We start from the raw sequence: 13254 nt of genomic DNA, 5'->3' as shown, positions 1-13254 counted from the left end.
GGATTGCAAGGGTCGCTAATGCCGGTTCAGGGGGGATCGCGGACTTGCCCGGCGGGGCGGGAAGGCGCGACAACAGGGGATGGAAGGGCAAGACATGCACGAACCGATCGTCGCGGGCGTCGAACTGGGCGGGACCAAATCGATCGCGGTGATCGGTCGCGGGCGGGAAATCCTCGCGCGCTGCCGGGTGCCGACCACCACGCCGGACGAGACATTGGGCGCACTGTCCCGCCAGATGGCGGCATGGCGCACCGAATATGCGCCGGAAGCGATCGGGATCGCCAGCTTCGGCCCCATCTCGGTCGAACGCGGCACGATGCTCCCCACCCCGAAGCCGCACTGGGCATGGGCGGATATCGTCGGCCCGCTGGCGCAAGGGTTCGATTCGGTGGCCTTCCACACCGATGTGACCGGCGCGGCGCTGGGCGAGGGACGCTGGGGCGCAGCCGTGGGCCTGTCCGACTATCTCTATGTCACCGTCGGCACCGGGGTCGGCATGGGAGTGATCGTCGGCGGGCGTCCCGTCACCGGCATGATGCACCCGGAAGCCGGGCATATCCGCATCCGCCGCGACGCCGGGGACGATTTCGCCGGGGCCTGCCCGTTCCATGGCGACTGCCTCGAAGGGCTGGTGAGCGGCCCGGCGATCGCCGCGCGCTGCGGGCACGGCGCGCACCTGCTGGCGGCGGACGATCCGACGTGGCGCCATGTCGCCGATGCGCTGGGGGAAGCGTTCGCGATGCTGTTCCTCACCCTGTCGCCCGCGCGGATCATCGTCGGCGGCGGAGTCGGCTTGGGCCAGCCGCACGTCCTGCCGCTGGTGCGCGCGCGGACGGTGGCGGCGCTGGGCGGCTATCTCGGCTATGTCGATGCGGCGACGATCTCGGCGCAGATCGTCCCCGCCGCGCTGGGCGAGGAGGCGGGGCCGCTGGGCACGCTGGTGATGGCGCAGCAGTTGCTGAACACCGCATGATCGCGGGTGGCAGCGGCGCGCGGCGCTGCTAGGGTTCGCGCGATGAGCGAGCCCTCCGCCGATCCTTCCACCGCATCGCGCGGTACCCAGACGCTGATGCGCGGCCTCGATCTGGTGGAGGCGCTGCGCGACACGCCGCTGCGCGTCGCCGAACTGGCGCGGGTGCTGGGGCTGACGCGGACCACCACCCACCGGCTGGCGGCGGCGCTGGTGGAGCGCGGCTATGTCGCCCCGGCGGAGAAGGGCGCGCTGACCTTGGGGCCGATGCTGCTGCAACTGGGCTTCACGGCGCACCGCAGGATCGACATGGTGCGCGTCGCCCGCGCGCGGATGGAGGCGCTGTCCGCCGATACCGGGCTGTGCGTGTTCCTCGGGCGGCGCGAGGGCGACCATTCGCTCCACCTCGACCGTGCGGCGGGGCGGCAGCGGCTGGAGGTATCGACCCGCCCCGGCGACCGTCGCCCGGTGGCGCAGACGGGGCTGGGCAAGGCGCTGCTGTTCGACGAGGACAAGGCGACGCTGGCCGAACTGCACCGCGCCGCTGCGCCTGCGGCATCGGCGGCGGCGACCGCGGCCTGGGTCGCGGACATGCGCGCCAACGCCCGGCGGGGGCATGTCATCCATGACAGCGTCGGCAACGACGGCATCCGTTCGATCGCCGCGCCGATCCGCGACGTGACCGGCGGGATCGTGGCGGCGATCGGCATTCCGACCGCCGCGCAATATCTGACCGACGACAAGGTGGCGATCATCGGGCCGAAAGTGGCCGCCACCGCCGCCGCGATCAGCCGCGACCTGGGTTACGAATCGGACCCGCCGGTCCCGGTCGCGTGATTGTCCGCCCCGCCGGAGCCGCCGTGATAGTCCTTCAGGCTCTGCCCGCCGTCGAAGCGGCCTTCGTGCGCGTCGTCATGCGGATTGGGATAGGCCCCGCCCGATGATTCGCCGCCGCTCGGCGCGCGGTTGACCCCGTCGGGGGTTGCGGCGCCCTTGTGATCGGGCATCGCCTGATTGGGTTGCTTGTCGGCCATGGGAGCATCCTTCGCGTTGTGAGAAGCCGTTGCAACGCATGGGCTTACGCGAAGGATGCTCCTACCTTCCCTCCGTTCGTGTCGAGCGCGGTCGAGACACCGTTCGTCGCGCTACCGGCACGTCCCTCGACTTCGCTCGGGACGAACGGCGGGCAGGTTCACGCCACGGCGAAGCTGCCGTTCACCCCCTCCGCTTCCGCCGAGGGCGCGATCCAGATGCGGAAGCTGCCCGGTTCCAGCGTCGGGCGGTTGGCAGTGCCGATGAAGCGCAGGTCCGCCGCCTTCAGCACGAACTCGACCACCTTCGATTCACCCGGCGCCAGCGTCACGCGGGCATAGTCCTTCAGCTCGCGCACCGGGCGGGTGATGCTGGCGGCGACGTCATGGACGTAGAGCTGCACCACCTCGGTCGCGGCGAGCCTGCCGCTGTTGGTGACGCGCGCACGGACGGTCAGGCTGCCGTCCAGCGCCATCCGCCCGCCGCCCAGATCGAGGTCGCTGTACGCGATCCGGCCATAGGTGAGGCCATGCCCGAACGGGAACAGCGCGGCGTTGGGCCCTTCGCGATAGCGCGCCTTGTAGGTGGTGAGCGGTCCCGGCGGATTGGGCCGCCCGGTGGTCTTGTGCGCATAATAATAGGGCTGCTGCCCCGTCGCATAGGGAAAGCTGACCGGCAGGCGGGCGGAGGGCGCCATGTCGCCGAACAGGATGTCGGCGGTGGCAGGACCACTCTGCGAGCCGAGGAACCAGGTGACGAGGATCGCCCGCGCATCGAGCACCGGCTTTTCCAGCACCATCGCCCGCCCGTTGCGCAGCAGCACGACCGTCGGCTTGCCCGTCGCCAGCACCGCCTGCGCCAGATCGAGCTGGGCTTGGGGAATGCCGATATCGACGCGCGACTGCGCCTCGCCCGACATCGTCTGCGACTCGCCGATCGCCAGTACCACGATGTCGGCGACCGACGCCGCGCGCACCGCCGCATCGATCCCGCCGGGGATCGGATCGGTGATGCCGGAGCCGTCCACCGCGCTGACCATCGTCGGATCGCTGACCGCCGCCCGCACGCCGGTCAACAGGTCGACCGCCTCGGCATCCGATCCATAGACGTTCCAGGTGCCGATCAGCTCGCGCTGCCCCTGCACGAACGGACCGATCAGCGCGATGCGCTTGCCCGCCTTGGGCAGCGGCAGCAGGTCGCCGTCGTTCTTGAGCATCACGATCGACTTGGCACCCGCCTCGCGCGACAGTTTCAGATGCTCGGGCGTGCGCACCCGCGCCTTCTCGCGGCGGGGGTCGATGCGGCGGAACGGGTCGGCGAACAGGCCCAGCTGCACCTTCATCGCCAGCACGCGGCGCACCGCCTCGTCGAGCCGCGCCATCGGCACCTCGCCCTTCGCCACCAGATCGGGCAGGTGTTTGATATAGAAGCCCGACTGCATCGACATGTCGACCCCGGCCATGAACGCCAGCTTCGTCGCCTCACGCGCGTCGGCGGCGAAGCCGTGCGCGATCAGTTCCTCGTCGCCGGTATAGTCGGACACGACGACCCCGCCGAAGCCCCATTCCTTGCGCAGCACCTGATCGAGCAGCCACGGATTGGCGGTGGCGGGCACGCCCGACAGTTCGTTGAACGACGCCATCGTCGTCGGCGCGCCGGCGGCGAAGGCGGTCTGGAACGGCGGGAAATACACCTCGCGCAGCGTGCGTTCGGACACGTCGACCGTGTTATAGTCCAGCCCCGCCTCCGCCGCGCCATAGGCGGCGAAATGCTTGGCGCAGGCGGCGACCGCGTCGTCGGCGGTCAGCCCGCGCCGCCCCTGGAACCCGCGCACGCGCGCATCGGCCATGCGCTTGCCGAGCAGGATATCCTCTCCCGAACCCTCGATCCCCCGGCCCCAGCGCTGGTCGCGGGCGATGTCGACCATCGGCGCGAAGGTCCAGTCGATGCCCGCCGCCGACGCCTCGACCGCGGCGGCGCGGGCGGTCCGCTCGGCAAGGTCGGCATCGAAGCTGCCCGCCTCGGCCAGCGGCATCGGGAAGACGGTGCGAAAGCCGTGGATGATGTCGGCGGCGAACAGCAGCGGGATTTTTAGCCGCGCCTCGCGCATCGCGACGGTCTGCATCCGCCGCGCCATTTCCGCGCCGTTGCCGTTGAACACGCCGGTCAGCCTACCCGCGCGCACCTGCGCCAGCTGTTCGTCGAAGGTCGCGGTGGCGCTGATCGGGTTCAGCGCGTTGGCGGCACCGCCCGCCCAGGCGGCGGCCATCAGCGTCAGCTGCCCCGCCTTTTCCTCGACGGTCATCTGCCCGATCAGCGATTCGACCGATGCGGGCAACGTGCCCGGCGCCTGTGCCAGCAGGGCGCGCGCGGGCGATGCGCTCCACGCCGCCACCGCGCCTGCGCCCATCATCAGCGCGCGCCGCGAAATGCGGAAGTCTTCCATGCCATCCCCTCTGCTCTGTCGCCGCCAGCCTTAGCATCGGCTGCCCTGCGAATCTCGGTTGAACCGCGTTGTAGTTTCTTGTAACCGGTTACATCAAGAGCGATCGGCAGCAGGCCGACAGATTCGCCGCGACGACGCGGCGCAGGGAGTGGACGACGAAGGCGATGGCGAATGCCACCATCCGCGATGTAGCCCGGGCTGCGGACGTGTCCGTCGCGTCGGTGTCGCGCGTGCTCAACGGCCTGAACAACGTCCGCCCGGCCCTCCGCGAGAAGGTGGAGGCCGCCGCCGCGCAACTCGGCTATGTCCCGCATGCGGGCGCCCGCTCGCTCAGCCTCGCCCGGTCGAACGCGATCGGCGTGCTGCTGCCCGACCTGCACGGCGAATTCTTCTCCGAACTGCTGCGCGGCATGGACCGCGAGGCCTCCGCGCGCGGCCTGCAACTGCTGCTCTCCAACATGCATGCCGATCCGGCGCGTGCCGTAGAGGCGCTGCACACCATGCGCGGGCGGGTCGACGGGATGGTGGTGATGGCCCCGCATATCGATCCCGACCGGCTGGCCGGGCATATGCCCGGCGGCGTGCCCGCGATCCTCGTCAACTGCGCGCCGCACCACCTGCCCCGGCCCGAACTGCGCATCGACAATGTGCTGGGCGCGCGGATGATGGTCGAGCATCTGGTCGCCGCCGGGCGTCGCCGCATCCTGCATCTGGCGGGGCCGGTCGGCAACATCGACGCCGAGGAGCGCGTCGAGGGCTATCGCGCGGCGATGCGCGACGCCGGGCTGGAACCATGTGTCGAACGTGGAACCTTTCTCGAGGAATCGGGCGTTGCGCTGGCAGAACGACTGATCCGGGAGAGGAGCGGCATCGATGCGGTGTTCGCCGCCAACGACATGATGGCGATCGGCGTCCTCATGACGCTGCGCCGGGCGGGCGTCGCCGTGCCCGACGATATCGCCCTCGCCGGGTTCGACGACGTGCCGCTCGCCCGCCTGATCTCGCCCGCGCTCACCACGCTTCGCATCGACATCGCCCGTCTGGGCGAGCGTGCCGTCATCCGGCTGATCAACCTGATCGCCGGGGGCGAGGACCGCAATATCGAACATCGCGCACCGGTCCTGGTGGTGCGCGAAACCACCATATCCAGGGAAAACCCGGAACACCGGGTCGCAAGGGGAATGACAGCATGAGCAAATCCATCTTCCGCGCGGCGCTCGTCGCCGCGACGACGCTGGCGGGCGGCGCGGTGCTGCTGCCGGTGGCGGCACAGGCGCAGGTCGGGCAGGCATCGCTGCGCGGCACGATCACCTCGCCGCCGGGCAATGCCGTCACGTCGGTGACGATCGTCGAGGTCGCGACCGGCTATCGCCGCACCGCCACGCTCGACGCGAACGGCGCGTACAACTTCGCGTCGCTGCGCGCGGGCACCTATCGCCTCGAGATCCAGCTGACCAACGGCACGCGCAATTCGGACGAGTTCACGCTGCGCGTCGGGCAGACCGCCGGGCTGGACATCGACCTGTCGACCGCGACGGCGGCCCCCTCCCCCTCCGCCCAGACCGCGACCGGCGAGGATGTCGGCGCCGCGCCCACCACCGGCGGCCCCGCCACCACCGGCGAGGACGACGGCGGCAGCGACATCATCGTCACCGGCACCCGCATCCGCTCGCTGTCGGGCGGTCAGGTCGGCATCAACATCACCCAGCGGCTGATCGAGCAGCTGCCGCAGAACAACCGCAACTTCCTCGCCTTCGCCGATCTGGCGCCGGGCGTGCGCTTCATCGAGGAAGGCGCCAGCGGCCAGGCCCGTATCCAGGGCGGTGCGCAGCGCAGCAACTCGGTCAACGTCTTCATCGACGGCGTGAGCCAGAAGGATTACGTCCTGAAGAACGGCGTGACCGGCCAGGATTCGACGCCGGGCAACCCGTTCCCGCAGCTGGCGATCGGCGAATATCAGGTCCTGTCGTCCAACTACAAGGCGGAGTTCGACCAGGTCAGCTCGGTCGCGATCACCGCGACTACCAAGTCGGGCACCAACGAGTTCCACGGCGAGGGCTTCGTCGACTTCACCAACCAGGACCTGCGCGACTTCCGCCCGACCGAGCTGTTCCCGCGCCGCGTGGCGAAGGTGGATACCAAGGACATCCAGTACGGCGTGGCGCTGGGCGGCCCGATCGTGAAGGACGTGATGCACTTCTTCGTCAGCTACGAAGGCAAGCGGCAGGACCGCCCGGTCGACGTGCTGCCGGGCAACGGCGTCGACATCAACGTGCTGCCCGCCGACCTGCGCAGCCGCTTCGGCAACTTCACCAACACGTTCAACGAAGACCTCGTCTTCGGCAAGATCGACATCGTGCCGACCGCCGAGGATCTGATCGAGTTCACCGGCAAGTATCGCAAGGAAGGCGGCGACCAGCTCAACAGCGGCATCAACGCCTTCTCCACGCGCACGATCAATTCGGTCGAGGAACTGCGCGGCATGGCGCGGTGGCAGCATACCGCCGATTCGTGGATCAACGACTTCCGCGTATCCTATGAAGACGTGACATGGTCGCCGCAGCCCGCCGAACCGGGCATCAACCAGTTCTTCCAGCGGACCGAGCAGCGCGCGAGCGGCCCGGTGCGCATCGACCTGCTGCGCATCGGCGGCGGCACCAATTTCCAGGACAAGGGGCAGAAGGGCTGGACCGTCCAGAACGACTTCACCTGGACCGGGTTCGACAACCACACCTTCAAGGTGGGTGCCAAGGCCAAGTGGGTCACGCTCAACACGCTGGAACAGAATAACGTCAACGGCTCCTACACCTATGACGTGAACCTCAACAGCCCGACCGGCTTCCAGACCGACATCCCCTATCGCCTGCAATTCGGCGCGCCGAGCGGCTTCGGCAATTCGGTGATCGAATCGAAAAACTTCCAGTTCGGCATCTATGCGCAGGACGACTGGGACGTGACGAGCCGGCTGACGCTGAACATCGGCGTGCGCTGGGACTATGAACGCACCCCCGCCTTCCTCGACTTCGTGACGCCGCAGTCGAACCTGACCGCGATCTCGCCCGCGGTCTATCCGAACCTCCAGAACGCCGACTACAATATCAACGACTTCATCTCGACCGGGAACAACCGCAAGGCGTTCACCGGCGCGATCCAGCCGCGGCTGGGCTTCACCTACCGCTTCGACGAAGCGGGCCGGTTCACGATGTTCGGCGGCTATGGCCGGTCGTACGACCGCAACCAGTTCGACTTCCTGCAACAGGAGCTGTCGGTCGGCTCGTTCCAGCAGCGTACCTTCCTGTTCCAGGGCGCGAACCCGCTCAACCAGTGCACCCCGTCCGCGACCTGTATCCCGTGGAACCCGATCTACCTGACGGCGGAGGGTCGCGCACAGCTTGCCGCCAGCAGCACCGGCGGCGGGCGTGAGTTGCGCTTCATCAACAACGACCTGCGCATGCCCTATTCGGACCAGTTCTCGCTGGGCTTCCGCTCGCGCTTCAACCCGGTCGAGCTGGAAGTCGGCTATACCCACATCACCAGCCGCGACGGCTTCGTCTATCTGCTGGGCAACCGCCGTCCCGACGGGTCGTTCTTCGCGGCCGGGCCGACGGCGGCGGCGCCCACGCCGCAGTCGCCCTTCCCCTTCACCCCGCCGGGCTTCGGGTCGATCATCATCGGCGACAACGGGCTGAAGTCGGATGCGGACGCGGTGTACGTCAAGCTGACCAAGCCCTATTCGGCGACCTCGCCGTGGAGCCTCGACGCGACCTACACCTTCACCGAAGCCAGCGAGAACCGGCAGTTCGGCGAGACGTTCAGCCTCGATTTCCCGTCGATCGACGATTATCCGACGCTGCGTTCGGTGGGCGTTCCGCGCCACCGCTTCGTCGCGGCGGGCAGCGTCGATACCCCGATCGGGCTGACGCTGTCGGGCAAGTTCCAGATCGAATCCCCGCTGTATCAGGTCGCACCGCTCGATACGTCGACGCCGTTCCGGCGGACCTTCGTCGGTACGTTCCGCGAGAGCCTGGGCGACCAGTGGGGCCGTCGCCAGCTCGACGTGGCTGCGACGAAGTACATTCCGATCCGCTTCGTCAACGATACCGCGCGGATCCGCTTCCGCGTCGATATCATCAACCTGATGAACGACCGCAACTTCATCGATTTCAACAACAACCCGCGCGACAACAGCCGGACCGACGGCACGCAGTCCATCTATGGCGAGCGGTCGTCGTTCAGCATCGGCGGCAATCCGCCGCGCACGATCAAGCTGTCGGCGGGTTTCAACTTCTAACCAGCCCCCCCTTGCCGGAACGGGTGCCCCCTGCCCGTTCCGGCATTTTTCGTTCCCAACCGAAGGGCCAGCCCGTGATCGATCGCCGCCATTTCCTCCTTGCCGGCACCGCCGCGGTCCTTGCCGGTTGCGTGCATGCGGGCGGCACGGCCAGCGCCGCCGCGCCCGACCTGCTGACCGATATCCAGGAACGCGCGTTCCGCTTCTTCTGGGACACCACCGATCCCGCGACCGGCCTTGCGCCCGATCGCTGGCCGACGCCCAGCTTCGCCTCGATCGCCGCCGTCGGCTTCGCGCTGACCGCATACGGCGTCGGCGAGAAGTATGGCTGGATCACCCGCGATCAGGCGCGCGACCGCACGCTCGCCACGCTGGAGTTCTTCGCCAGGGCCCCGACCGGCCCCGCCGCGACCGGCACGTCGGGCTACAAGGGCTTCTTCTACCATTTCCTCGATGCGAAGACCGGCACCCGCTTCGGGCGGACCGAGCTGTCGACGATCGACACGTCGCTGCTGCTGGGCGGCGTGCTGTTCGCGCAGAGCTGGTTCGACCGCGCCGAGCCGAAGGAAGCGCGTATCCGCGATCTGGCGGAGCAACTCTATCGCGCGGTCGAATGGGACTGGATCGTGCCGCGCCCACCGTTCGTGTCGATGGGCTGGCATCCGGAGAGCGGCTTCATCCGTTCCGACTGGAACATCTATAACGAGGGGATGATCCTCTACGTGCTGGCCCTCGCCAGCCCGACGCATCCCCTGCCCCCGGCGACATGGGCCGCACTGACGAAGCAGTTCGACCGGAGCTGGGGCAATCGCTGGGGCGAACCGCACCTCCAGTTCGCACCGATGTTCGGCCACCAGTACAGCCATGTCTGGATCGATTTCCGCGGCATCCGCGACCCCTACATCGCATCCAAGGGCATCGACTATTTCGAGAACAGCCGCCGCGCGACCTATGCGCAGCGCGCCTATGCCAATGAAAATCCCGGCGGCAAGGTCGGCTACGGCGACGAGTGCTGGGGGCTGACCGCCTGCGACGGGCCGGGCGACTTCAAGGTCGTGATCGACGGGCGGGAGCGCGAATTCTTCAGCTATTCGGCGCGCGGCCCCGGCGAGCGCGACGACGGCACGATCGCGCCGACCGCCGCGCTCGGTTCGGTCGCCTTCGCGCCGGAGATCGTCGAGCCGATGATCGCGAAGCTGCACGCCCGCTACGGCGCGGGCGTCTACGACAAATACGGCTTCCTCGATTCGTTCAACCCGACGCTGACCCGCAGCGACCGGCCGCTCCGGCACGGCAAGATCGTGCCCGGTGTCGGCTGGGTCGACGGCGACTATCTCGGCATCGATCAGGGGCCGATCGTACTGATGATCGAGAACCGGCGGTCGGGCATGATCTGGGAGGTGATGCGGCGCAACCCGCACATCCGGCGCGGGCTGGCGCGGGCGGGCTTCACCGGCGGCTGGCTGGCGTGATGCTCGCCGCGCTGCTGGCCGCCGCCGCGCTGCAGGCGCAGCCGCTCGACCGGTTCGACGATGCGGCGGCGTGGGAGGCGGCATCGTCGGACGGGGTGACCGCGCGGTCGTCGGTCGCGGACGGCGCGTTGCGGCTCGACTATGACTTCGCGCAGGTATCGGGCTACGCCTTCGTCCGGCGGACGCTGCCGATCGTGTTTCCCGACCACTGGGAAATGCGGCTGAAGGTGCGCGGCAGCGGCGGGGTCAACGACCTGCAGATCAAGTTCACCGACGCCGACGGCACCAATGTCTGGTGGGTGGTGAAGCCCAGTTTCCGCCCGTCGGGCGAATGGCAGGAACTGCGCATCCGCCCGCGCGACGTGCAGTTCGCCTGGGGTCCGACGAGCGACAAGGCGCTGAAGGCGACGCAGGCGGTCGAGATCGTCGTCGTGCGCGGACGCGACGGCGGCGCGGGGCATGTCGAGCTGGACGACTGGACGTTCGAGACGCTGCCCCCGCCCCGCCCGCTGCCCGCCCCGGTCGCGAGCGATCCCAAGGCGATCGACGGCGACCGCACGACCGTGGCGAAGCGGCCGGTGACGATCGACTTCGGCGGTCCCCGCGAACTCGGCGGACTGGTGCTGCATTGGGCCGGGGCCGCCCCCGCCTATGCGATCGAGGCATCGGACGACCGCCGCCGCTGGCGCACGCTGCGCACCGTGACGGGGGGGGACGGCGGCAGCGACCCCGTGGCGCTGCCGGATACCGAGACGCGCTACCTGCGCATCACCGGCGCGACCGGGCTGGCCGAAGTCGAGGTCAAGGACCGCGCTTGGGCGGAAACGCCCAACGCCTTTGTCACCGCGCTGGCGAAGCAGGCCCCGCGCGGCAGTTTCCCGCGCGGCTTCACCGAACAGAGCTACTGGACGCTCGTCGCGAACGACGGCGGCGGCGCCAGCGGGCTGATCGGCGAGGACGGCGCGATCGAGGTCGCCAAGGGCGGATTCTCGATCGAACCCTTTGTCGTGGACGGCGGGCGGACCGTCGCATGGTCCGATGTGGCGACGACGCACCGGCTGGAGGACGGCTATCTGCCGATGCCCCATGCCGAGTGGCGCAGCGACGGCTGGACACTCGATACGCAGCTGTTCGCCGATGCCGCGACTGACCGGCTGATGGCGCGCTGGACGCTGGTCAACACGGGCACCACGCCGCGCACGCTGCGGCTGGTGCTGGCGGTGCGGCCGTTCCAGGTGAACCCGCCCGCGCAGTTCCTCAGCCAGTTGGGCGGGGTCAGCCGGATCGAATCGATCGGCTGGGACGGCACCGCGATGGCGGTGACGACGCCCGGCGCGATCCCCGGCGATCCCGCGACCACGCGGCGGCTGTACCCGCTGGCGAAGCCCGATGCGGCATGGGCGACGCCGTTCGATCGCGGCGCGCTGGCATTGCCGGCACTGCCGACGGCAGCCGCGCAGGTGAGCGACCCCACGGCGCTGGCCTCGGGCGGGATCGCCTATGACGTGACGCTGGCCCCCGGCGCGCGCTGGTCGACGGCGATGGCGATCGGCGGCGATGCGGCGATTACCCCGGCGCAGTTCGATGCCGCGCACGCCGCCACCGCCGCGCGCTGGCGCCAGACGCTGGGCGCGGTGACGATGACCGTGCCGGAGACGAAGCGCGCGGTGGCCGATACGGTCAAGTCCGCGCTGGCGCAGGTGCTGATGAGCCGCGACGGCCCCGCGCTCAAACCCGGCACGCGCTCCTACGACCGCAGCTGGATCCGCGACGGCGCGATGATGACCGAGACGATGCTGCGCATGGGTGTTGTGGCACCCGGCCGGGCCTTCGCCGACTGGTACGGGCCGAAGATCTTCGCGAACGGCAAGGTGCCGTGCTGCGTCGATGCGCGCGGCCCCGATCCGGTGCCCGAGAACGACAGCCACGGGCAGTACATCCACCTCGTCACCGACCTGTATCGCTATACCGGCGACAAGGCGGCGCTGGCGCGCGACTGGCCGAAGCTGGACGCGGCGCGGCGCTATATGGAAAGCCTCGCGCAATCGGAGCGGACCGACGCGAACCGGACGCCGGAGCGGCGGATGCTCTATGGCCTGATGCCGCCGTCGATCAGCCACGAGGGCTATTCGGCCAAGGCGCAGTACAGCCTGTGGGACGATTTCTGGGCGCTGACCGGCTACAAGGACGCCGCCTATGCCGCGCGCGTACTGAACCGGCCCGAGGCGGCGGAGATCGCGGCGCAGCGCGACCGGTTCCAGGCCGATCTGCATGCCGCCATCGCCGCGGCGGTCCGGCACTGGAAGATCGACTATATCCCCGGCGCGACCAGCATGGGCGATTTCGACGCGACCTCGACCACCATGGCGCTCGACCCGGCGGGAGAGCAGGCACGGCTCGACCCGGTCCTGCTCGCCCACACGTTCGACCGGCAATGGCGGCGGGTGATCGCCCGACCGGTCGGCAGCGACTGGACCGACTACACCCCGTATGAACTGCGCAACGTGTCGGCGATGGTGCGGCTGGGCCGGCGCGACCGGGCGAACCGGATGCTGGATTTCTACATGGGCGACCGGCGGCCCGGCGGCTGGAACGGCTGGGCCGAGGTCGTCGGGCGATCCCCACGCGACATCCGCTTCCTCGGCGACCTGCCGCATGCGTGGGTCGCATCGGACTTCATCCGCGCCGCGCTCGACCTGTTCGCCCATGTCGATCAGGACCGCCAAGCGATCGTGCTCGGCGGCGGGCTGGACGACGACTGGCTGGCCGGGAACGGATCGGACGTGAAGGGCCTGCGCACCCCCTATGGCACCGTCGATCTGGCGATGCGCAGCGACGGCGACCGGGTGCTCGCCACCATCGGCGGCGGGGCGATGCCGCCGGGCGGGTTCGTGCTGCGCTGGCCGCTGGCGGGCCGGGCGAAGCGCGCGACGATCGACGGCAGGCCGGTGCCGATCGACGGCGATACCGTGCGAGTCCCGGCACGCGCGGGACGGATCGCCGTCGTGATGGAACGCTAGCCACCGCAACTCGTTACGCCTGC

8 protein-coding genes are annotated in these 13254 nt (G+C 69.3%); 6 read left to right on the top strand and 2 right to left on the bottom strand.

The features are described from left to right. The first annotated feature begins 94 nt into the window (after nucleotides 1-94). A complete protein-coding gene (locus tag ABLE43_RS04200; RefSeq protein ID WP_348977226.1) occupies nucleotides 95-973 on the top strand; it encodes an ROK family protein in 879 nt (292 codons plus the stop codon). A gap of 42 nt (nucleotides 974-1015) precedes the next feature. Further along, nucleotides 1016-1807: an IclR family transcriptional regulator gene (locus ABLE43_RS04195; protein WP_348977225.1), complete on the top strand. Its 792-nt coding sequence runs from the start codon at nucleotides 1016-1018 to the stop codon at nucleotides 1805-1807. Here ABLE43_RS04195 and ABLE43_RS04190 read toward each other — a convergent pair. After that, nucleotides 1774-2004, bottom strand: coding sequence for a hypothetical protein (locus ABLE43_RS04190; protein WP_348977224.1), 231 nt, complete (start codon nucleotides 2002-2004; stop codon nucleotides 1774-1776). The two genes, ABLE43_RS04195 and ABLE43_RS04190, sit on opposite strands and share 34 nt — an antisense overlap. 158 nt (nucleotides 2005-2162) lie before the next feature. Then, entirely contained in the window at nucleotides 2163-4448 is a 2286-nt protein-coding gene (locus tag ABLE43_RS04185; protein ID WP_348977223.1) for a glycoside hydrolase family 3 N-terminal domain-containing protein, read from the bottom strand. Between the two features lie 164 nt (nucleotides 4449-4612). Here ABLE43_RS04185 and ABLE43_RS04180 point away from each other — a divergent pair, with 164 nt between their 5' ends. From ABLE43_RS04180 to ABLE43_RS04165, 4 genes are all read left to right on the top strand, one after another. Next, nucleotides 4613-5641, top strand: a complete 1029-nt coding sequence (locus ABLE43_RS04180) for a LacI family DNA-binding transcriptional regulator (RefSeq protein ID WP_348977222.1) — start codon at nucleotides 4613-4615, stop codon at nucleotides 5639-5641. Continuing rightward, nucleotides 5638-8739 carry a TonB-dependent receptor gene (locus tag ABLE43_RS04175; RefSeq protein ID WP_348977221.1) on the top strand — a complete coding sequence of 1034 codons (3102 nt, stop codon included), beginning with the start codon at nucleotides 5638-5640 and terminating at the stop codon, nucleotides 8737-8739. Before ABLE43_RS04180 ends, ABLE43_RS04175 begins: the two co-directional genes overlap by 4 nt. 74 nt (nucleotides 8740-8813) lie before the next feature. Further along, nucleotides 8814-10211 carry a glucoamylase family protein gene (locus tag ABLE43_RS04170; RefSeq protein WP_348977220.1) on the top strand — a complete coding sequence of 466 codons (1398 nt, stop codon included), beginning with the start codon at nucleotides 8814-8816 and terminating at the stop codon, nucleotides 10209-10211. Next, complete coding sequence (locus ABLE43_RS04165) at nucleotides 10211-13231, top strand: discoidin domain-containing protein (RefSeq protein ID WP_348977219.1); 3021 nt, start codon at nucleotides 10211-10213, stop codon at nucleotides 13229-13231. Before ABLE43_RS04170 ends, ABLE43_RS04165 begins: the two co-directional genes overlap by 1 nt. The last annotated feature ends 23 nt before the right edge of the window (nucleotides 13232-13254 follow it).

Origin of the sequence: Sphingomonas silueang (genome assembly GCF_040049155.1) — a bacterium.
Taxonomy (GTDB): Bacteria; Pseudomonadota; Alphaproteobacteria; order Sphingomonadales; family Sphingomonadaceae; genus Sphingomonas; species Sphingomonas silueang.
This window is presented reverse-complemented; position numbering and strand designations above follow the sequence as displayed.